General features: G+C 45.4%; 19 protein-coding genes and 1 pseudogene. 3 read left to right on the forward strand and 17 right to left on the reverse strand.

Annotated elements, in window-relative coordinates:
- Positions 1-87 precede the first annotated feature (87 nt).
- From Q320_RS0106615 to nrdD, 16 genes and pseudogenes are all read right to left on the reverse strand, one after another.
- Positions 88-936: a CorC family transporter gene (locus tag Q320_RS0106615; RefSeq protein WP_035852851.1), complete on the reverse strand. Its 849-nt coding sequence runs from the start codon at positions 934-936 to the stop codon at positions 88-90.
- A gap of 137 nt (positions 937-1,073) precedes the next feature.
- Positions 1,074-1,547 carry an rRNA maturation RNase YbeY gene (ybeY, locus tag Q320_RS0106620; RefSeq protein WP_051534537.1) on the reverse strand — a complete coding sequence of 158 codons (474 nt, stop codon included), beginning with the start codon at positions 1,545-1,547 and terminating at the stop codon, positions 1,074-1,076.
- A gap of 140 nt (positions 1,548-1,687) precedes the next feature.
- The gene (locus Q320_RS18805; protein ID WP_051534538.1) at positions 1,688-1,993 is read right to left on the reverse strand and encodes a DUF5329 family protein; all 306 of its coding nucleotides are present in this window, start codon (positions 1,991-1,993) and stop codon (positions 1,688-1,690) included.
- Between the two features lie 48 nt (positions 1,994-2,041).
- Positions 2,042-3,049, reverse strand: coding sequence for a PhoH family protein (locus tag Q320_RS0106630; protein WP_027468354.1), 1,008 nt, complete (start codon positions 3,047-3,049; stop codon positions 2,042-2,044).
- 142 nt (positions 3,050-3,191) lie between these two features.
- Positions 3,192-4,550, reverse strand: coding sequence for a tRNA (N6-isopentenyl adenosine(37)-C2)-methylthiotransferase MiaB (gene miaB, locus Q320_RS0106635; RefSeq protein ID WP_027468355.1), 1,359 nt, complete (start codon positions 4,548-4,550; stop codon positions 3,192-3,194).
- A gap of 526 nt (positions 4,551-5,076) precedes the next feature.
- Entirely contained in the window at positions 5,077-5,442 is a 366-nt protein-coding gene (locus Q320_RS0106640) for a hypothetical protein (protein ID WP_027468356.1), read from the reverse strand.
- Positions 5,443-5,590: 148 nt separating this feature from the next.
- Positions 5,591-6,409, reverse strand: coding sequence for a class I SAM-dependent methyltransferase (locus Q320_RS20675; protein WP_027468357.1), 819 nt, complete (start codon positions 6,407-6,409; stop codon positions 5,591-5,593).
- 13 nt (positions 6,410-6,422) lie between these two features.
- Positions 6,423-9,647, reverse strand: a complete 3,225-nt coding sequence (locus Q320_RS0106650) for a glycosyltransferase (RefSeq protein WP_027468358.1) — start codon at positions 9,645-9,647, stop codon at positions 6,423-6,425.
- Entirely contained in the window at positions 9,640-10,515 is an 876-nt protein-coding gene (locus Q320_RS18815; protein WP_051534539.1) for an ABC transporter ATP-binding protein, read from the reverse strand. Before Q320_RS18815 ends, Q320_RS0106650 begins: the two co-directional genes overlap by 8 nt.
- Positions 10,516-10,546: 31 nt before the next feature.
- On the reverse strand, positions 10,547-11,377 hold the full coding sequence (locus Q320_RS0106660; RefSeq protein ID WP_027468359.1) for a hypothetical protein: 831 nt from the start codon (positions 11,375-11,377) through the stop codon (positions 10,547-10,549).
- Positions 11,378-12,193, reverse strand: coding sequence for an ABC transporter permease (locus tag Q320_RS0106665; protein WP_027468360.1), 816 nt, complete (start codon positions 12,191-12,193; stop codon positions 11,378-11,380).
- A gap of 170 nt (positions 12,194-12,363) precedes the next feature.
- The gene (locus Q320_RS0106670) at positions 12,364-12,654 is read right to left on the reverse strand and encodes a hypothetical protein (protein ID WP_027468361.1); all 291 of its coding nucleotides are present in this window, start codon (positions 12,652-12,654) and stop codon (positions 12,364-12,366) included.
- An 85-nt stretch (positions 12,655-12,739) separates the two neighbouring features.
- Positions 12,740-12,850, reverse strand: a pseudogene (locus tag Q320_RS22300) (prepilin-type N-terminal cleavage/methylation domain-containing protein); the annotation flags it as partial.
- Positions 12,851-12,916: 66 nt separating this feature from the next.
- Positions 12,917-13,096 (reverse strand): type IV pilin protein, encoded by a 180-nt coding sequence (locus Q320_RS22110; RefSeq protein ID WP_156939006.1) that lies wholly within the window; start codon positions 13,094-13,096, stop codon positions 12,917-12,919.
- A gap of 345 nt (positions 13,097-13,441) precedes the next feature.
- Positions 13,442-13,900, reverse strand: a complete 459-nt coding sequence (nrdG, locus tag Q320_RS0106685) for an anaerobic ribonucleoside-triphosphate reductase activating protein (protein WP_027468363.1) — start codon at positions 13,898-13,900, stop codon at positions 13,442-13,444.
- Positions 13,897-16,143 carry an anaerobic ribonucleoside-triphosphate reductase gene (gene nrdD / locus Q320_RS18825; protein WP_084282431.1) on the reverse strand — a complete coding sequence of 749 codons (2,247 nt, stop codon included), beginning with the start codon at positions 16,141-16,143 and terminating at the stop codon, positions 13,897-13,899. The genes nrdG and nrdD overlap by 4 nt, the downstream gene beginning before the upstream one ends.
- A 404-nt stretch (positions 16,144-16,547) precedes the next feature.
- Here nrdD and Q320_RS0106695 point away from each other — a divergent pair, with 404 nt between their 5' ends.
- A complete protein-coding gene (locus tag Q320_RS0106695) occupies positions 16,548-17,531 on the forward strand; it encodes a hypothetical protein (protein ID WP_035852868.1) in 984 nt (327 codons plus the stop codon).
- Positions 17,532-17,599: 68 nt separating this feature from the next.
- On the opposite strand, the gene hslU is transcribed toward Q320_RS0106695, so the two are convergent.
- On the reverse strand, positions 17,600-18,922 hold the full coding sequence (hslU, locus tag Q320_RS0106700) for an ATP-dependent protease ATPase subunit HslU (RefSeq protein WP_027468365.1): 1,323 nt from the start codon (positions 18,920-18,922) through the stop codon (positions 17,600-17,602).
- Positions 18,923-19,302: 380 nt separating this feature from the next.
- On the opposite strand from hslU, the gene Q320_RS0106705 reads away from it, so the two are divergent.
- Positions 19,303-20,871 carry a response regulator gene (locus tag Q320_RS0106705; RefSeq protein WP_027468366.1) on the forward strand — a complete coding sequence of 523 codons (1,569 nt, stop codon included), beginning with the start codon at positions 19,303-19,305 and terminating at the stop codon, positions 20,869-20,871.
- A gap of 128 nt (positions 20,872-20,999) precedes the next feature.
- Positions 21,000-22,517, forward strand: a complete 1,518-nt coding sequence (gene ilvA / locus Q320_RS0106710) for a threonine ammonia-lyase, biosynthetic (RefSeq protein WP_027468367.1) — start codon at positions 21,000-21,002, stop codon at positions 22,515-22,517.
- Positions 22,518-22,693 lie beyond the last annotated feature (176 nt).

The raw sequence follows: 22,693 nt of genomic DNA on the forward strand, positions 1-22,693 counted from the left end.
AAAATCGGGACGTGAGCAGTATCCTCAGTCAGGCTCACCCATTGTGTGGGGCTTTTCGGCCTTGTTCGTGCCTTTCGTGATCCGCCCTTAAGCGTCGTGTGCATCGGTGGTTTTTTCGAGCAAAATCGAATGCACGCGGCGGCTGTCGGCGCGTAGGATCAGGCAACGATAGCCATGGCAATCAACGCTTTCGCCGCGTTTTGGTACATGACCAAAGCAATCCATCATCACGCCAGCAATCGTGTCGAATTCGTCGGTAGGAAAGCGGCTGCCGATGGTTTCGTTCAAATCGGTGATTTCAGTCACGCCTTTGACGCGCCAAGCGCCACGGCGATCTTGCACCATATTGTCTTCGTCTTCATCTTCGTCGTATTCGTCTTCGATATCGCCGACGATTTGTTCCATCACGTCTTCAATCGTCACCAAACCGGCCACGCCGCCGTATTCATCGACAACAATCGCCATATGGTTACGATTATTGCGAAAGTCTTTTAGCAGCACATTCAGGCGTTTGGCTTCGGGGATGTAGATCGCGGGGCGGAGCTTGTCGCGGACATTAAATTCGGCGTCTTCGGCGTAATAGCGCAGCAAATCTTTCGCGAGCAGCACGCCCAGCACATGATCTTTGCTACCGTCGACAACCGGAAAGCGCGAGTGAGCGGTTTCAATGACAAAGGGGATAAATTCGGCGGGGGAGTCGTTGATGTCGATGACATCCATTTGCGAGCGCGGCACCATCACATCGCGCACTTGCATATCGCCTACATTGAGCACGCCTTCGATCATACCGAGCGCGTCGGCGTCGAGCAGTTGGCGCTCAAAAGCAGAGTGAAGAATTTCAACCAGTTCGCCGCGGTTTTCCGGCTCCCGTAACAGGAAATGAGTCAGTCTTTCTAGTAGGCTAGGCTTATGACTCGGGGACGGAACGTCGTCCATAATGCGTGTTGCTCCTTGATATGTACGCCAGAGGCGTTGAAAAGTGGATCACGAAAAGCACGAAGTGAACAGCAAAACCAAAATAAGGAGCTTGGATTTATTTTCGTGTCTTTCGTGATCCGCTGTGCTGAATTGGTTTATTCGCGTTCAGCTTGGTAAGGGTCATCATAACCCAGCTTCGTGACAATTTGTGTTTCGAGCAGTTCCATCGCCTCGGCTTCGGCTTCATCGATGTGATCGAATCCCTGCAAATGCAGCGTGCCGTGCACAATCATGTGGCAATAATGCGCCAGTAGCGGCTTTTTCTGCTCAAACGCTTCGCGCTCAATGACCGAGCCGCACAAGACCAAATCGCCAAATAAAGGCGTATTCGCCACTTGCGGCAACTCATCATCAAAAGTGAAGGTCAGCACATTGGTTGCATAATCTTTTTGCCGATAATCCCGATTGAGGGTTTGGCCTTCCTCAGCGTCGACAAAGCGCAACGTGATTTCGGCGCTTTGGATTTGCTGGGACAACGCAGCACGCACCCATTTTTTAATTAAGCTTTTACGTGGAATCGGGCTGGCGCGGCTTTCGTTTTGGATCGTAATTTGAATTGAATTGGGCATAGTGCTCATAAGTTGGTGCGGCTTATTGCGGATTTATTTGCTAAGTAACAGTACAAAAGTTTTCACGCAAGGCGCAAAGCCGAAGACAGTACAAGTGGTACGGCGAGGCGTAGCAACGAAGCGTGGGAACTTTTGTCTGCCTACTTATTGCGTAGGCGTTTTAGTTCGGCGTTGAGCCACGTCCCGGCGGGCTGTTGTGCCGATTGTGGGCACAAGATTTGATACGCTTTGCCGCTCATATAGCTTTTACTGGCGACTTCATTAATAAAATCTTCAGTGCTGTTAATTTTATCGCGCGCTTTACCGTATTTCATTGTCAGATGTTCTTGTGCTTGGGTTGCTGTGTAGTTATTGCCGCTGCGAATAAAGGTACAACCCGATTTACCAACAAAGCGCAGTAGTTTTTGCACTTCAACATCGGCAGCGGGTGTAATCGCCGACGGCATTGACTGAAATTCCGCTTAGCATCAGCGCGGTCAACAGAAGGGTATATTTCACGCAGAAAGATCCTTGCTGGTGCGACGTTGTGCATCGCGGGCGATTTCTTGTGCGGCGCGCTGCGCGGCAGTTTTTTCGTAGGCGGTGACGATTTTTTGCACTAAAGGATGGCGCACCACGTCCGCAACGGTGAAATGATGAATACCAATGCCGCGCACGCCTTGCAAGACTTCTTGTGCGTCGGTGAGACCAGATTTTTGATGCTTGGGCAAGTCAACTTGCGTTGCATCGCCCGTAATCACCGCTTTGCTACCAAAACCAATTCGCGTTAAAAACATTTTCATTTGTTCGGGCGTCGTATTTTGCGCTTCGTCCAAAATGATAAAAGCATGGCTTAAAGTGCGGCCACGCATAAACGCCAGTGGCGCGATTTCGATGATTTGTTTTTCAAACAGCTTGGTGACTTTTTCCACGCCCATTAAATCGTAGAGCGCGTCGTATAGTGGGCGCAGGTAGGGATCGACTTTTTGCACCAAATCGCCGGGCAAGAAACCGAGCTTTTCACCTGCTTCGACCGCAGGGCGAACTAAGATCAGTCTTTGCACAGTATCGCGCTCTAGCGCATCAATGGCGCTGGCTACAGCCAGATACGTCTTGCCTGTGCCTGCTGGGCCAATGCCAAAAGTCACGTCATGTTCGGCAATCGCTTTGATATAGGTATTCTGCCCTGCAGTGCGGCCGCGCAAATCGCCGCGTTTGGTGCGCAGCTGCGGCACGGTGGGGTCAATAATGACTTCAGTCGGGCTGCGCAAAATCTCAATCAAACCCAATTGCACCGTATCAATATCGAGCGGGTGATCGGCGTCTTCGTAAAAGATTTCCAATGCATCGAGCGCTTTACGTGCCGCTTTGATCGCGCCAGACACTTTAAAAACCTCATTGCGCCGACTAATGCTGACGTCCAGCGCAACTTCGATTTGCTTCAAATTATCATCCAGCGCCCCGCACAGATTGTCGAGGCGAACGTTATCGATGGGCGTGAAGCTGATAGATTCAGTGTGCAAGGGCGGGCTCTCGAATATTTAATTGGGGCAATACTCAGCAAGAATTTCAATGTTACAACTGACTTCAGAAACAAAAATCGCTCGATAGATACATGTTTAATTGACTTTAACACTGCGATCTTTGTTCTGATGTGCAGGTCGATTAGCTTGTCGTTACAATTTCAGCTGTCACGATTTCGCCACGCAAACTACGCGGGAAGGCTTCAGTTATGCGGACTTCGACAAACTGATTCATTAAGCGTGGATTGCCAACGAAATTCACGATGCGATTATTGTCGGTACGGCCTGCTAGTTCGGTTTTGTCTTTTTTCGCAAAGCGTTCGACCATCACGCGCTGTACGCTGCCGACCATCGCCAGATTAATCGCTTCGGCTTGCTGTTCCAAACGTTTTTGCATGCGTTGCAAGCGCGCCAGTTTCACTTCTTCTGGCACATCATCCGGCAGATCCGACGCTGGCGTACCAGGGCGACGGCTGTAAACAAAGCTGTAGCTGGTGTCAAAACCGACGTCTTCGATCAGCTTCATCGTGCGCTCGAAGTCTTCTTCGGTTTCGCCAGGGAAGCCGACAATAAAGTCACTCGAGAAGCACAAATCAGGGCGCGCTTCGCGCAATTTGCGAATCACCGACTTGTATTCCAAGGTCGTGTAGCCGCGTTTCATATTCACCAACACGCGATCTGAGCCCGCTTGCACTGGCAAATGCAGTTGCGAGCACAGCTTTGGCAGCGTGCGGTAGCAGTCGATAATCCGTGCCGTCATTTCTTTTGGGTGGCTGGTGGTGTAGCGGATGCGCTCGATGCCGGGGATTTCGTGCACGTATTCAAGCAGCGTCGCCAAATCGGCAATTTCGCCTTCATCGTCGCCATCTAATATCACACCGCGATAGGCATTCACGTTTTGGCCGAGTAAATGCAGCTCTTTGACGCCTTGCTGCGCCAAATGCGCGACTTCGGTCAGGATGTCTTCAAATGGACGCGATACTTCTTCGCCGCGTGTGTATGGCACGACGCAGAAACTGCAATATTTCGAACAGCCTTCCATAATCGACACATACGCAGCGCCGCCTTCAACGCGAGCAGGCGGTAGGTGGTCGAATTTTTCGATTTCAGGGAAGGAAATATCCACTTGGCTGAGGCCAGAAGCGCGGCGTTTTGCGATCAACTCTGGCAAGCGATGCAAAGTTTGCGGGCCAAATACGACGTCAACATACGGCGCGCGTTTCACAATCGCATCGCCTTCTTGCGACGCGACACAGCCGCCAACGCCGATGACGATATTGGGATTGGCGAGTTTGAGTTCACGCACGCGGCCTAAATCCGAGAACACTTTTTCTTGCGCTTTTTCGCGCACGCTACAGGTGTTAAACAAAATCACGTCGGCTTCTTCGACGTTGTCAGTTTTGACCAGGCCTTCGGAGGCGTGCAACACATCGGCCATTTTGTCCGAATCGTATTCGTTCATTTGGCAGCCGAAGGTTTTAATAAATACTTTTTTGCTCATTGCGTAACTTCTTTTCAAAAAACTGGATGTATATGCTTGGCCGCAATAATTAGTAATGCATTGGTAGGTATACCCATGAAAGACGATGAAGAGCGGCGTTGCGTTGTATCGTGCGGATGGTAGACATTAAATTATTGAGCTGGATTTTAACGCAAATTGCCATAGGAGCGGCGCTGATCGAGTGAGGATTTGTTACTAAAAACAGAGGCTTGCTGCGAAGTGAGCTGTTTTTGGTGCTTAGGTCGAAACGAGGGGCGCGAATTTAGCGCGGTGATATGAGCAATGTTGGCTCAAAAAAATGATACCTTGCCGAAGGATGACTTACTTTTGGAGTGAGCAAATAGAGCCCAACTAGCCATGCTGTGATTAAGAATTAGGTTGCCCCCGGCACTCTCTTGCACGCTGCGTTTATCGACAGCTGAACTAAACAGCGTGCAAGGAGGAGTCTCTGTGCGCAAATTGCAAATCGATTACTGAGTACGCATCGCTACGAGACTATGAAACTAGCTGCGAGCTTGTTCAGCGCTTAGCATTGAACAAATAAACACTCTAAACCAAAGAAACTAGTCCTTGGCTCTTTGATCCGGCCAATCGACTTGAGATAAGCCACTTCCTCAGGCGACAAAATCCACGCCCGCCAGATCAAATCTTGTCTGCTTGGCTCAACCTGAACCCAAATCGGCACATCTTTAGGTACTTGCTGTGGTGGAATCAAACGATTCTGAGTATCCCGAATCTGAAATGCCGCCGAAGTCTGATAGTCCTTCCCGTCCAGGCGTATCGTTGGCTGCGAGTATGAATCCAGCTGCGTATATGCACCTTCGGGCAGGATGCGGGCGGCGAGGGTGGGGCAGGTGTAGAAAATAAGAAAAATAAATACAAGTCGAATCATTGATGTTTTCCTATATAGGTAAACTGTTGATTTTAAATTTAGCGATTTAATTGATACTTGGTGTTGGTTGCTATTTTTAATTGATTTTTGGTGATTAAGGGTTTTTTTGATATTTTCTTTATTGTTATGCTTAACAAGGTGTTATCTTTTAGAAAGACCAGGCTTCTTTCTTACATTGCTTCAAAAGATTGTGCCTTTCTACTTGTGGGGTAGTTTTTATTTTTGATAGAGTGATAAAAAATTCATGTCCTATTGTTGGGGTGTGCTCAATAATGTGAAGGTTGATAAGTTCAAGATTTAATAGGTCTTGTAAAATTAATAAGGTGTGAGTTGGTGTAAAACACCATTCATGAATGTCGTAAAATTGCTGATTATTAATGATGTTATTTAATGCTTGTTTAGCATCATCTAAGTTGTGCACACAACTAAACTGTGGATTAACTGTTGTACTTGAATTCCATGCAATTTTACCATCTTTCGATGTGGCATTTAAAAAATATTCGATAACTGCTCCCGCAGAATGTATCTTTTGATTATTTAAATGATTGTCAATGATTCTAGATAAACCAGAAACGGGGCGAAAGTGGTCGAAGCAATATCTTTTATCAGGGATTGCCAATGATAAAATTCCATTTTCATTTAGTAAGTTAGAGCAATCATTTAGAAAACCAATCAAATCTGTCGTGTGTTCTATGACGTGGGATGCAATAATCCAGTCGTAAAAATTCGTTCGCCCAGTTAAATCACTGTAGCTTTCTCCGTTCCAGATGAAGTCGACATCTTCTATGTTGGCAATGTTTACACCGTGATCTTTGTATTTATCAATAAGACTGCTTTTATCAAGATGATCGATAATTTGTACGTTATATCCTGCTTTCTTTGGTGCGATGGGATTGTGGCTAGAACCAACTTCAATACCGCGTCCATTTTTAATTACGTGCTTTAAAATTATTTCTTTTCGATTCATGAGATTCTCATCCTTAATTTAGCCAAGCTTTTTTCCATTCGGCTATGTTTCTTTGTAAAATCCAGCGATCATCAATCTTTTGTTTTAGTGCCGCAGCCATGTTTATTAGAGTTGTTCGATCATTGTTGAGCCAGTTGATCGCTTCAATCCATTCGTCTTGGTTATTTACTCGAATTACAGGGAAGTCACCAAAGTACGGATCAATATTGCTGCACAGCACCGGAATGCCTAGAAAGCCAAATTCAATGATCTTTAGGTGTGACTTTCCTCGATTGAAAATATTGTTTTCTAGTGGTGCTATGGCCAAATCAATATTTAACGATGCGAGTCGAGCGGGATAGGCATCAAAGCCAACACCGGGAATGATTTCTTTTACAAAAGGACGAATTTCAGATGGGCACATCCCAAAGAAAATCCAATCAACTATATGTGCTGTTTTTTGGATAACAGACTTTATACTTAGGATATCATCCCGATGTGAGCTACCACCTGCCCAGCACACTCTTAATTTAGCACTATTATTTGCAATGTTTCTTAATCCACCCCAACGTGTAGCATCAATGAAATTGTTGACTATGCGAATATCCTTTATGAAGTCAGAGTAATAATTTGCAAGGAAATCGGTAGTTGTTACTAAAAAATCAGCGTTTTTTAAGGTGTAATTGGTGAGGTCGATACTTTGTGCGAATGAAGGATCCTGATGTATTGGATTAGACGCTGGGACTTCATGAATCAGGTCGTCAAGTTCAATTCCTAGTTTGCAATTAAGAGTCAAATTATTGTATTGGACAATTTGTCGCGTTACTTTTTCGAATACGGGGCGCTGTAAAATAATGGTGCTTGGATTAACTGCAGATATATCAATTAAGCCAAAGCCTTTTAATGACATAAGGCTTATACCTTGTATGTCATTATTAGTTTTCAGTGCTTTTAACGGTTCTTCCGTTCGATATGCAGCTACAGCGCCATGATCATTAGTCATGGTCAGAATTGTATCTAAGGGGGCAATATCTATTACATTTGTATTTGAAATGATTCTGAAGTCTGGTTCCCAATAGTGATGAGGCGTTGCTTGTCGACTGTATCGTGCCCAGATCAGGGGATTGGTTAGCCAGCGCTCTTTAAATGTGTCACTTTCGTGATGCCATACTGGTTTTCTAGCATCTAATGTTGTTTTTTCATGTTTAGATTTTAGTGATTTTGACTCTTTGTGAATTAATGCCGTTTCGGCAATGTATTGAATAGTAAGCCCGTGCATTGCAACCTTCATGCACAAGTCGATATCCTGATAAAAGGTCGTTAATTCTTCATCCATTCCATTTACTTGCTGGTATAAATTTTTTCGTATGCCAAGGCAGGCACCTGTAACAGCGGGTACGGCATGAGAAGTGCAACCAAAGAACATATAGGTCGCTTTCGCTTTTTCTTTATAAAAATAATGCCCGGCAACACCACCAAGGCCTACGCCTACACCGGCGTGTTGCAGTGTGCCATTTTCAAAGAGTAGTGGAACACCGACGATGCCCACATTGGGTTGCTCTAATGCTCCTGCAATTGTTGATAGCCAGTTTGGATCAATAATTACTGTGTCATTGTTGAGCTGAATCAGGATTTCGCCGCTAGCTTGTTGAGCTGCAGTGTTAATTAATTTTGAATAGTTGAATGGGCCAGGGTGTTGGAGAACGGTGAACTTAAATTCTTTATTGTCGTTGTAAAGAAAATCAATTGTTTCTTTTTTTGTGCTTCCATTGTCGATGATAATGATTTCATAGTTTTTGTACAGAGTTAATTTGTGAATTGAGTCTAAGCAGTCATGCAAGTCTGGTAAATTATCTTTGGTTGGGATTAGTATTGATATACTTGGCTGGCTGGAGGGTCCATAAAAAATTTTATTACCAAGTGTGTTAATGTTTTTTGATGTTTTGGCTTGGATTTTGCATCTTGATAGATGCTCATTTAGTACTGTTAACTGTTCTTCTTCGCAGAATTCAATAGGGTAAATATTATGACCTCCATCTGTGTGGTGGAAGTATAAAATTTCATCAATGCGGTGTGGTGGATTATTTTGTTCAATCGTAAATTGAAGCTTGAATTTGTAATAAGCTGAAGATGCTAAATTAGCATCTAATTTGATGCCATCTGCTTTTTTAGGGTTAAACCAAAATGCATCGCTGAAATAGTCCATGCGGCGTAATAATTCAGAATCAAACTCAGGCAATAATGTTGGTTTGCTGATGTTGGCATGTGAATCAATAAAAACTGTATTGCAATAATATGCTGGTTTGTTTACGTGTAAGTGTTCTGCAGCAACGATTGTTAAACCGTAGTTGGCTAATTGATCTCCTGCCTCAATAATGGCACTGAGGCCGTCTGTATCAAAGAGGAAGTTATTAATTATATCGGTACTGTCCTCTTCATCTGTTAATTCATGCCATTTAATATTGTTATGAGGCTGAATAGAGGAGGGGGTAAATCCAATAATTAAAAATTTCCAGTTACTGTGCGTTTGACAGCATAAACTGTTAATTGATTCTAATAATAGATGCTCTTTTCCTGGTAGTACAACGCAGGCTATCGAAAATCTAACTTCTTCAGTTAGGTATTTTTCTTTTAGATGTTGTATTTTATCTCGTGTAAATTTACGAGCTTCAGTAGCGAGTAATACGGTTTGGATGTACTGATTTTTATGCGCTAAGCCTATGCCTTTTCTGATTTCCTTAGAAAACTCTTCATAAGGCTCTTCGTAATCTGCTCCCACTGCATCGGGTATGCTGAAGTATTGATTCGGCAGGTTGGGGGCGATAGCTTTGTGGGCCAAAGGAAAAACAAAATCCAGTAACTTGATATTTTCGGTGGCAAAGGATTCGTGCACAACTAATCTAAGCGTATCAATGCCGTGCCATATTTTTTGGAAAATACAAAGCTCTCCGAGGGTTGAGCTAAACATACAACTACTGAGTAAAGTGAGGTCCCGAACGAAAGGGGTTAATTGAACCAAGTAATTTTCGCAGGATGCAGTGGTTCCTTTTATGGCTAAATAATTATTTTCAGTTGCTTGCTCTATGGCGATAGAGGCTGACTCAATTTGGGGTTGGTAGTTTTCGGGTATAAACCAAAGCCAGTCATGGGTACTTGTATCCGTTAAGTCGCTCAGTAGGATTTCATTTTTATTTTTTGCTAGGTCGATTATGTTCTTAATGAAATCATGGTTAATGGTAATGTATTTAATTTTATTCATTTCTGGCAGCTTCAATAAATTGTTCTTCAAGATTTTTTCTAGAGTGGATGTCAATAAGAGTGTTGCCATGCTTTCTTATTGTGTCTAGTTGGTGCCATAAATTTTCATGTGTACATGTGATTTTATTTTCATTTTCAGAGTTGTCTAGTTGCTTGTGATCAATATAGGTAATGGTATAAGTATTACTTGATTCTGAGGTGGATCCAATTTTTTTTATCTGGCCTTGATGAATTAATGCAAACCGATCAGCCAATCGCTCTACGTCGTGTAGTACATGCGAGCTAAAAAAGATACTCCCACCTTGTTTTTTATATTCAGACAGGCAGTCAACCACTAGCTGCCTGCCTATGGGGTCTAAGCCAGACAACGGCTCATCTAAAATTAGTAATCTAGGCTCAATTGCCATTGCATGAGCTAGTGCAGTCCTTTGCATCATGCCTTTAGAGAAACCACGAATTGTTTTGTTTGCTACATGCGCGATTTCAAATCGCTCTAACCATTTAATACAGTGAGTTTTTATTTGTTGAGGTAAAATTGATTTATGTGCTTTAACGCCCATCTGTAAAATTTCAAAGGGCGTTAAATAATCATAAAGGTATGGACTTTCTGGCACGTAGCCCATTTTCTTTCGTGCATCTGAATTACTTGCATCGCATCCGAAAATTTGCACAACTCCGCTATCTGCGCGCAGTGCTCCTGTAATGATTTTGATTGTTGTACTTTTTCCAGCACCATTGGCCCCAATAAAGCCAAAGGCTTCTCCTTCAGTTATCTTCAGGGATACATCTGTTAATGCTTGTATTTTATTATTTAGCCTTTTTCGAAATTTCTTGCTGACGGATTCAAGATTAATTGCGTATCGAGTCATATGGGTACACTGCAAAATGAGCTGGAAAAAATTATTGTGTTTTTGCTTCTTGTGAAATTATTTGTCCATTGGGACTTAGAATAAATAGCCCGCCTAGAGGGTCTGTAGGTATTGTAGTGCCAGAATCAGTAAGCTGTTTTAAATGACTTAGTCTTTGACCATTATTTTTTTCTTCCCATTTTAGCTTGGCTTTATTTAGCATTGACAGTATATCCATACGCGTAGCACGTTTTTTCAAATAGGCCGAGAATGCTTTATTTCTAGTTTCTTGAGCCATTAATCTTAAAATTTTTGCTGCTTCAGCTTTATCACCCATTCCATACCATCGAGCCGCTAGTGCCTCCATCGAGGTTTTATTCTTTTCATCTTGCATTAATTTGGCTGAATCTCTAAGGGTATTTGCTGCTTTTATTGGTGCGGATTCAAAATGTAGTTGATTAAAGGCGTAGAAAAATGCAGGCATTGGGTCGTTTGGACGGCTGTTTTTTGCTGCGTTTAGAATGTATTGTGCTTCAGTTAGGTGATTGTTCCAAGGGAGTGTTGCTGCGGCTACATAGTAATTGTCTTCATGTGCAGGATTGTAGAACGCAGCATCTTTCTGGAGTTGCGCCTGTACTGCTAGTGTTTCAGCTGGTAATTTATCCGTTCCCACCATAAATGTTCGTATGACATTAATATTTGCAGCTAAATATCTATCGCCTAGAGCATTAATTAGCTGTGCAGGAACTGGCAGATAGATACTCATATAGTCACGTGTTGCTTGTCTTGGTTTATTTAAATTGTATTTACTTGTTGTGTAATGGACTATTACTAGGGCAATTAAGATTAAAACAACAACTGAATTTTTAAATACTAGTTGCATTTATGAAAACTCTCTTTTATTAAACGCAAAAACACCAATTGCTAAGATTACTATTGTGTAGCTTGTAATTGAAAGATTGGATGCCAAAAAAATTGAAAAATCCGGTTTGATTCCATATAAAGGCCATGAGCGAATATCGAGGCGATCTAAGTCGGGAATTAACCATGCAATTTTATTGATAATTGGGGTGAAGTTATTGGCTAGTTCTGTATCTCCATCTGCACCTTGAGAAAGGTAGGTCAGAATTGGTCCCATCATTCTTGCTGAAAGCGCAAAGCCAATTCCGCAAAGCAGTGGCATGATTGCAGAAGTGGAAATCAGTGCAATTGACATTGCTACGGCTGTTACAACTGATAGATCTAATAAAATACCCAATAAGGTCCAAATCAGAGGCCACCCTAACTGCAGTTGGTGAGGAACAATGTAGCCCCAATTGGCTGCTTTAACTACAAGTACTAATACTATGGCTAGAAAAATAAGAGCGACACCTAACATGCTCATAATGCCGAAATAACGCCCTAAAACGTATACCTTTCTTGATTGTGGGTATGCTAATACAAAAAAAACGGTGCGTTTTTCAATTTCTCGACCAACTAATTCTTGTATCCAAGATAGGCTTAATAGTGTCAATGAAATTCTTATCGCCGATAATCCTACATCCAGTGCCACTGCTTGAGGTTGTCTTGCTGAAAACGCTGCGGCGAGCCAAGCGCAAGCGATAAGCCCGAGGCCGATAATACTTACGGCGATAAATGCTCTGCTACGCCAACCAGATTTCCATGTTGTGCAAAAATGACTAATAAATCCTGTAAACATGCAATGTTTCCGTTGTGTAATGGATTGATGCTTTTTTGATTATAAAACTTATGAAGTGGTTTTATATTGACAATCAAATAACTATATTTTAACAATATTTTTCTATGGGGGAGTTAAAGTTTTACATAAAAAAAAGCCTCACAAGTGTGAGGCTTTTTTTTATTTTGTGCTTAGCAAGTGCCAGCTGCGCCAGTTAATGAGCCGCCATCGCTTGAACCTGAATATAAAGTTTTACCTTTAGTAGAGCATGCTTTTGTAACAGTAATTACTGTTGAACTTGTGTCTGCGTAATCTAGTTTTACGTTTTTCGAGCAATTCATATTAAATCCTTGCTGGATAAAAGCGCCTGTGGCTACGGCCACTTGTTGCGGTGTGGTCGCGCCAGTGCAAACGGTAATTGCTGATGCGGATGTAGCAACGGTTGCTGCTGCAATCGCTAAGAGTAGGTCGGATTTTTTCATGGTATTCCCCTTAGTTTACAGTGCCGTTAGCCACAGCGTTGCTTAAGAAATTACGGCCATCAGATTGAGCTGCTTTGTCTTCGCCTTTTTTAGTGTATTCACTAAATTGAGGAATTGCGATCGCAGCTAAGATACCAATAATCGCAACGACGATCATTAGTTCGATCAAAGTAAAGCCTTTTTGCATTTTTTTCATGATCTTGTTCCTTGTTGAAAAGGGTGGGTAGTCCACTTAGTGTTGATAAAGCATAAACTGTGCCAATTAATTGCTTTGTGTGTCTGTACTAGCAGCGGTTAAAAAATTACGTGCATCACTTAGAGCCGCTTTGTCTTCCGCTTGCTTTGTGAATTGTGCATATTGTGGTACTGCAATACTCGCCAAAATCCCAATAATGGCAACGACAATCATCAATTCGATCAGGGTGAATCCATTGATTTTCATGATGTGCTCACTGAGTTGGGTTTAGCTAGATATTATAGTTAGCAGATTTAATGCCAACTGTTTATTGCGCTACCTTGAAGTCAAAGTATCGTGTTGATTTGCTTGATTTTGAACGACGGATCAAGAAAAGAGCTGATTAGCGGCTGATTGAGGGTGATGTAGAGGTGCGGCGTAGTTGGAGTATTAGTAATGCCTAATTCATGCGGAAATGTGACGTAAATCGTCAGTTGCTACGTTGATTATTGTTGGCTCGGTGATCTGGGGTTGTCTTGCTGGGTTATTTTATATTTTTAACTCAGTGCATTTACTAAAATTTCAAGGTATAGGTTTCGATACGTACTCTATTTAAAGTGAACTAATCTGTAGGAGGGGCATCAGTCGTTGATTCCTAGAACCGCGCCAAGGCAGGCTAGTTGGCTGGTCTTGCTCGTACTTTCCATCAATAATCACATCAACATATTCTAGTATTTCTAGCTCAGCGATTTCCTCATAGACATACCCCGTCCACAGCCAAATATTCTTGTCTGGATAACGTTGTTTGAAGGCTTTGCAGAGTTCGAGGATGGCGTCGCGGTTGGCGGGGTGGAGGGGGTCGCCGCCGGAGAGACTGAGGCCGTCGTGATTTTCGCAGGCGTCTAACAATTCTTGTTGAGCTTGTGCCGTAAAAGGTAAGCCTGATTTCCTATCCCACGTCGATTCGTTGTAGCAGCCTGCGCAGGCGTGGAGGCACCCCATGACGAAAAGCGTCACTCGGATGCCTTCGCCATTCACTAAATCGTGGGTGTAATAGCGATCAAAATTCATACGCTTACATAGGATTCTTGGGTATTGGCTTGTAGCTCTTTTTTGATAAGTTCTGCAGCCTTATACCCGTAGTTTTTTTGGACTTGCGCATAGTGTTTAACTCGGCGCATCACTTCTTTTTGTTTTCCCGCATTAAATGGGCGCGCATTGGGGCTGCCGAGATAGCCGCAGACGCGGCGGGTGACCGATAGCGTGGCGCTGTCGGTATTGCCGCAGTCGGGGCAGGTGAATCCCTCAAGGGTCGCCAGCGTTTCGCCCATAAAGCCACATTGCCCACACGCGTCAACAGGCGTATTACTGCCGAAATACGGCACTTTTTCGACGGCATAGTCCCAAATGCGCTCAAGCGCTAATAAATTGTGCTTCATATTGGGTAATTCGACGTACGTAATGTGTCCGCCCGTGGCGAGTTCGGCGTAACCGGTTTCGAAATCGATTTTTTCAAATGGATTGACCTTGTGCTGCACATCCAGATGGAAGGAGTTGGTGTAGTAACCCTTTGCGATCACTTCGGCAACTTCGGGGATGGTCCTAAATCGTTGTTGATCCAATTTGCAAAAACGATGGCACAGCGATTCGCTCGGTGTGGAATACAGTGAATAGCCAAATCCCGTTTCGGCTTTCCAGCGTTTCGTCGCTTCACTCATCGTTTGAATCACGCCATGCAAAAATTCGCGTGCGGTCGCGCTTTGCTCTGGGTGTGCACCAAACATCAGCGTGCTGACTTCGTGCAGCCCAATAAAGCCTAAAGAAATTGATGCGCGGCCGTTTTTGAAAATATTGATGATGTCGTCTGTGGCTTGCAGCCGAATGCCGAATGCACCTTCCATATATAAGATAGGCGCGACATTGGCTTTAACGCCTTCTAAGCGTTGAATCCGTAAATGTAGCGCCCGAAAGCAGACTTGCAGCCGTTCTTGCAATATTTCAGCAAAGTGAGCTTGATCGCCCTTGGCTTCAATCGCGATGCGAGGCAGGTTTAGGCTGACTACGCCGAGGTTATTCCGGCCATCAAGTTGTTCGATACCGTTTTCATCACGCCACGCGGGTAGAAAGCTGCGGCAGCCCATTGGCGATACGGGAACGCTAGAGCCGGTAATCTGCCGATTGAGTTTGGCCGAAATAATATCCGGATACATGCGTTTGGATGTGCATTCCAGCGCTAGCTGTTTGATGTCGTAATTGGGGTCGGCAGGCTTAAGATTGATGCCTTCATCGATAAAGAACACCAGTTTGGGGAACACGGGCGTAGTGCCTTCTTTTCCCAGGCCTTTAATCCGCACGCGCAAGATGGATTGTTGAATGATGCGCTCTGCCCAACTGGTGCCCATACCAAACGAAAACGTCACAAAGGGCTGTTGGCCATTCGAGCTAAATAGCGTGTTGATTTCGTATTCGCAGGCTTGAATGCCGTCGTAGGCTTCTTTTTCGGTACGCTCTTTGGCGTAGCGTTCTGGCTCGGCGATGCCGTATTCATGCGCGACGGCGAGATTTTTTTCATACGATTTGAGCACATACGGCGCGAGGGTTTGATCGATATTCGGAATCGTCGTTCCGCCGTATTGATGGCTGGCGACTTGCGCGATGATTTGCGCTGTAACGGCGCAAGCGACGCCGACCGATTTTGGGCTTTCGATTTTGGCATTGCCTAATCGAAAACCGTCACGCAGCATGCCTTTTAGATCGACCAAGCAGCAATTAGTAAAGGGCAGAAAAGGCGAGTAATCCAAGTCATGAAAATGAATATCGCCGCTGTTGTGTGCTTCGAGAATGTCTTTGGGTAAAAAGGTACTGGCAAATTGTTTGGAGACTATCCCCGCCATTAAATCGCGCATGACGGGGAACACGTTGGCATCTTTATTGGCGTTTTCAGTGGTGGCATCAATATCGGTTTTGTTCACTAAACCCATTAACTTAGCGTGCAGCTCAGAGCCTTGCGCGCGGATGCGATCGCGCTCGAATCGATACTGTATATATGTACGCGCGACTTCGGGGTAATCGTGCATCAATGCATTTTCAACCAGCTGTTGAATCGTCGGAATATCAAGCAATGAAGGTGTTTTATTGAAAAGGTCGGCTTCATTGAGCCTGCGACATTCATTTTCAACGTAGGTTGTGATTTGCTCGGCCAGAAGCTCAGGTTCGGCGTATTTGGCAGCCGTGGCGGCGCGGCGGCAGGCATCATAAATTTTGCTGGCCTCAAAAGCGGCTTTAGCGCCGTCGCGTTTAATCACTTTGAGCATCTTGGATTTATCCTTGGGTCAGCGGCGTGCTGACTGCGTTTTGTTGATGAATAGGTTATTCAGATTGTGTTGCTCATGGCTCTGCAATCGATGTGCAGTGAAAAAAATGGGCGAGCTGATTGCGCTCGCCCCAAGTGGCATTGGGTATAGCGCCGAGCCCTAGACTTTACTTGTGCTGGATCAATATACTGCCGAGCAACATTCTGCGTTTTGATTCAATGTTTAGGCTTTATATGTGTTGCTGAGTACGACTAAACACAATATATGGTGTTTATTCTAAGTTTGCAGCACACAATGCTGTGTTTTTGACGAAGGTCAAATCCTGACGGTGTGAATGAAGAGGGCGAGTGGGTGTTGGGTATTTGTTCGTGGAAGAGTGTCGACTGAAGGGGGCGATTCGCTTGATGTTATCCTACGTTTTTTTGTCTTGGGTACGTGCGATGTTGCAAATGAAATGGCTTTCTGGTGTGCTATTGCTCCTGCTGTTAACGCCAGCGCAGGCGCTAGAAAAACCTGATTTTCATTTGAAAGATCGAGGGAGCGTAAAACGTCAGGCTGATGCGGTGTTGGCCTTGATGTCGTATTCGGTGATTTTGGATTTGGCGTCGAGCAATCTGACGATTCAAAACTCGAATAGCGATGAAAAGAATTTAGTGATGTCGCAATTAGGCGGCGGGGATGTGATTAGTGAAACAACGCCTTTGTACCTAGAGGGCGCAATTGCCTATAGCCGTTTTGACCCGACTTTTGTCGCGACTAACGGCACAGAAACTCGCGATATTCCATTGAAATGGACGACGATCACCGGAACTGGCGGCATCGGCTGGGATTTTCCATTGAGCGAAAATTGGGTCGTGCGGCCGATTTTTGATTTTTCACTCGGTAAAGTGGTGAGTGATTTGCGTGCCGCTAATTGGTGGGTGAATCAGAAAGCCCAGACCGATTTTGATTTTTTTAAAAATGGCTCAATGAACGCTTATGGCTTGGGCGGCGCTTTGATGTTTGATTACGAGCTAGTCAAACCAGAGTATGAAGTCGATGTGGAGCTGCGTTTTTCGGCGATGCATTTAGAAACCTTTAAATCGAGCGACATTGTTTCCGGTAGCGCTGATTCGCAAACAGCCAATATCTGGACACGTTATCGTGCGCCAACGGGGATGACGCTATTGCAACGCCCAGTGCGCTATGTGCTGGAAGCATCGCATTCACATTATTTTGGCGATCAAGCGGGTGTACTCGGCTTTGATTATTTATCGACTGTGGGTGTCGGTTTGGAATTGGATTCCAGCGCGTATTCGGTCATCGTGACGCGAACTCGCTTAGTGGGTCGCTATATGTTTGGGCCTGGTGTATCTGGTTTTGGGGTCGGTTTGGCGGTGAGTTTTTAATGTTTAATGGGTATTGCGATGTAGCCATTGTTTATAAATGGCTGCATGGCAATACCCTTGTTGTTTACTTAAAGCATAAACCGCGCTAAATCATGATTTGTTGCCACGCTGGCGAGTTTGCTGCTAACAAATTCAGCATCAATCGTCACCGTGCCGCGTTTGGCTTCAAACGAAATTTCTTCTAGCAAGCGTTCCATCACCGTATACAAACGGCGCGCGCCGATGTTCTCAGTCGATTCGTTTACATGCCACGCCATTTCAGCCAAGCGTTTAATTCCATCTTCGGTGTAAATCAATTCAACATCTTCAGTTGCCAACAAAGCTTGATATTGCTTGGACAGGCAAGCATCGGTGCCCGTCAGAATACTGGCAAAATCCTCGACGGTCAGCGATTTCAGCTCAACCCGAATCGGAAAGCGGCCTTGCAGTTCGGGAATCAAATCCGATGGTTTGGCCAAATGAAACGCGCCGCTGGCGATAAATAGAATATGGTCGGTTTTGACCATGCCGTATTTAGTCGTCACCGTCGTGCCTTCAACCAGCGGCAGCAAATCGCGCTGCACACCTTGGCGCGATACTTCGCCACCTTGGCCTTCTGAGCGCGTGGTTACTTTATCGATTTCATCGATAAACACAATGCCATTTTGCTCGACCATACGCAGCGCTTCGGCTTTGGTATCGTCGTCGTTGACGAGCTTGGCGGCTTCTTCATCGATTAAGGCTTTCAGTGCCTCAGGCACTTTGAGCTTTTGCGATTTTTTCTTGTCGCCCATTGCGCCTTTAAACATATTTTGAATTTGGCTGGAAAAATCTTCCATGCCCGGCGGCGCAAATACTTCCATTGTTGGCGCGGCTGCGGCGACTTCGATCTCGATTTCTTTATCGTCGAACTTGCCTTCGCGCAGCATTTTGCGGAATTTCTGCCGCGTATCGTTCAGGCTGTCATCGTTATTGACCGCGCCATAGCTGGGCGTCGCAGGTGGCAGCAACACATCGAGCACGCGATTTTCGGCGGCGTCTTCAGCTTTGACACGATTTTTGCTGATTGCGCTATCGCGGATTTGTTTGATCGCAATTTCCATCAAGTCGCGAATAATGCTGTCGACGTCTTTGCCGACATAGCCGACTTCGGTGAATTTAGTTGCTTCCACTTTAATAAACGGCGCATCAGACAGCTTGGCTAAACGGCGCGCGATTTCGGTTTTACCGACGCCGGTAGGGCCTATCATCAGGATGTTTTTGGGTGTGATTTCGCTACGCAGTGGTTCAGCCACTTGCTGACGTCGCCAGCGATTACGCAGCGCAATCGCGACGGCTTTTTTGGCCGCAGCTTGGCCGACAATGTGCTTGTCGAGTTCGTGGACGATTTCTTGCGGAGTCATTTGGGTCATTGCTTCTATCCTGTCAATGCGGTTTATTCTCACATCGGGGCAAGGGCGACTTTTTTAAAGATCAAGCCAGGCTGGATGTGAATTTGGCCGTTATAAGAGCCGTCAATTGCTGGGTGCAATTTTAAAATTTTTGACTAGGCTGATACATAGCACACTGCGTCTGGCTAAGTAGTAAAGCAAAATTTTTTTTGCATCGTTGTCTCGCCTTGTCGTACGAACTGTACTGCCTTGGGCTTGCCCGCCTTGCCATAAAACTTTTGCACAAGTACTTATGTGCTTGGTTTGCTATTGATAGGCGCAGAGGCGACATAAGAAAACGCCAAATGATGGGGCGATTGAGGATTGATACGCCGCATGAATGGTTTTAATAAGGGGGCGCAATGATTGATGATGATAACTGGCTTGAAGACGACACGGATGCGCAGGCTAGTGTCCACCTTGAGCCATGGAATGTGTTGGTGGTGGATGATGAGCCCGATATTCATCATGTGACCAAATTGGCGCTATCCAATATTGATTTCTTGAAACGGCCATTGAATATTTTGTCTTGCTATTCGGGTGCTGAAGCGCTGGATTTGCTCGCAACGCGTGATGATATTGCGCTGGTGCTGCTCGATGTGGTCATGGAATCGGAAGACGCTGGGCTGAATGTCGCGCGGGATATTCGCGAAAAACTGCATAATCATCACATCCGGATTATTTTGCGTACCGGCCAGCCCGGCGTGGCGCCAGAACGGCATGTCATTGAAAACTACGATATCAACGATTACAAAGCCAAAACTGAGCTAACGCGCGATAAATTGTATACCGCCGTCTTGGGCACTTTGCGCTCGTATAACGACATTATGTTGATCGAGCATCAACGTCGCCAGTTGGAGGCTAATCGGCGTGGATTGATTAAAGTCGTTGATGCGTCGACGACGATTTTCAAGCAACAATCCGTGCAGAAATTTGCCCAAGGCGTGTTAGAGCAATTGCAGTCTTTACTGTTTTTTGAACAAGACGCATTGTATGTGGTGGTCAGTGGTGGCATCGCGGCGCTCAGTGATAGTGATAATTTAAAAGTCATGTATGCCACGGGCGGCTATCAGGCGTATTGCGGGCAGTCGCTGGCCGAAGCGGATTTAACGCGTTTACGGCCATCGATTGATGAGGCCTTAGAAAAACGGCAAAGCGTCTTTGCGCCCGATCATTTTGTTGGTTTTTTTCAAGCGCCGCACGGTGCGCTTAACTTGTTAATTATTGATGGCCCGGTCGAACTCTCGCATCCTGATGCCGATTTAATTGATTTATTCTGCAAAAATGTCGCGATTGCCTACGAAAATCTGATGCTCAATAAAGAGATCGAAGATACGCAGCGCAGCATTATTTATCAGTTGTCCGAAGTGATCGAAAACCGCTCTAAAGACACCGGCAAGCACATTCATCGCATGGCAGAGTTCTCACATGTTTTAGCATTGGAATTAGGTTTGAGTGAAGAAGACGCTGAAATTATCCGCACCGCCAGCCCGCTGCATGATATTGGCAAGGTTGGCATTCCTGATCTGGTGCTCAATAAGCCGGGTGTTTTAGATGCGCAAGAGCGTGCGGTCATGGATACGCACGCGCAGCTGGGTTATGACATGCTCAAAGAATCCAAGCCACGGATCTTAAAAATGGCGGCGATTATCGCGCATCAGCATCACGAAAAATGGGATGGCAGCGGTTATCCGCGCAAATTAAAAGGCGAAGAAATCCATATCGCAGGGCGGATTATTGCTTTGGCTGATGTGTATGATGCGCTGGCGCATTCACGCTGCTATAAACCGCCGTGGTCACGCGAGCGCGTACTGGAAACCATACAGGCAGGATCTGGCATTCATTTTGATCCCGAGGTGGTGGATGCGTTTTTTCGCTGCCTGCCAAAAATAGAAGAAATTCGTTTGGCTTATCGAGATTGCGAGGCGTAATCCACGCGTTAACAGGCACTTTTACGGTTAGAATGGGCGATTGCTGTTTGAATCGCCCTTTTTGTCGTCTGTTGAAGCATGCTTGAGCTGTGAGGCTGATTCATGTGATTAATCAAAGGTCTCTGCGAATGAATATAGATTATCTTGAACGAACATTATCCGCCCGAGTGTATGACGTGGCGATTGAATCGCCCTTAGAGCATGCGCCTAATTTGTCTCGCCGTATTGGCAATGCCGTTTATTTCAAGCGCGAAGATATGCAACCGGTGTTTTCGTTCAAGATTCGGGGCGCGTATAACAAAATGGTGCAACTCTCCCGCGCTGATTTAGAGCGCGGTGTCATTGCCGCGTCAGCCGGTAATCACGCACAAGGTGTAGCGATGGCGGCGCAGCATTTGAAATGCCGTGCCACGATTGTGATGCCAGCCACTGCGCCGCGAATTAAAGTCGATGCAGTGACGCGGCGTGGCGCTGAAGTCGTGCTGATTGGCGATTCGTATTCAGATTGTTACGAGCACGCGATGAAGCTGGTTGCTGAGTCGGGCGCAACCTTTGTGCATCCTTATGATGATCCCGATGTGATTGCCGGGCAGGGCACGGTGGCGATGGAAATTTTGCGCCAGCACCCAGATCCGATTCATGCGGTATTTATTCCTGTCGGTGGCGGTGGTTTATTGGCTGGAATGGCCGCGTATATCAAACGTTTGCGCCCCGAAGTTAAAGTCATCGGTGTTGAGCCAACCGATGCTAACGCGATGTATTTATCGCTGAAATTGGGCGAGCGCATCACCTTGCCGCAAGTCGGTATTTTTGCTGATGGCGTGGCCGTGAAACAAGTCGGCGAAGAAACTTTCCGCTTGTCGCAAGAGTTTGTCGATGACGTGATTTTGGTCGACACCGATGCGATGTGCGCGGCAATTAAAGACGTGTTTGAAGATAATCGCTCGATTTTAGAACCGGCAGGTGCGCTGGCGATTGCGGGGATGAAAGCGTGGGCAGCGCGTGAAAATGTGCAAGAGAAGACTTTGGTCGCCATTGCATCGGGCGCAAATATGAATTTTGATCGTCTGCGCTATGTCGCCGAGCAAGCCGAAATGGGCGAGCAGCGCGAAGCGATTATGGTCGTTACGGTGCCAGAAAAACCAGGCAGTTTCCGTACCTTCTGTAGCTTGATTGGCGCACGTAATGTCACAGAGTTTAACTATCGCTATGCCAAAGATTCAGAAGCACATGTATTTGTCGGGCTGTCGATTCAGCAACGTTCAGAAGTGGTCGATTTAATCGAAAAATTGGCTGAGCATCAGTTAGCTGCGGTGGATTTAACGGATAATGAATTGGCCAAATTGCATATCCGCCATTTGGTGGGCGGTCATGCGCCGCAAGCGGTGAATGAGCGTTTGATTCGATTTGAATTTCCAGAACGCCCAGGCGCTTTACTGAGTTTTCTCAATGGCATGAGTGATAACTGGAATATTTCGCTATTTCATTACCGGAATCATGGTGCTGACTATGCTCGAGTTTTGGTTGGGATTCAGGTGCCATCGACCGACGACGAGCAATTTAGTGCATTCTTAGCCCGTTTGGCTTATCCCTACTGGATTGAAACGCAAAATCTGGCATACCAACTTTTTCTCGGTGCCGACTAAGGGTTATTGACGTCTGGTTTGCGGTGCGCTCAAGCGGTTTAGGCGCTTCGCATTCCTGAGCGGTCTTGTCTCGTATGAGGTGGTGCAAGCTGGCATAGGCTGAGATACGCTCTATATTGATGAATGAATCCGGCCCTGCATTCCTGTGCAGGGCTTTGTTATCTCAAACTGAGTCT

The organism is Deefgea rivuli DSM 18356, assembly GCF_000620145.1.
GTDB lineage: Bacteria > Pseudomonadota > Gammaproteobacteria > Burkholderiales > Chitinibacteraceae > Deefgea > Deefgea rivuli.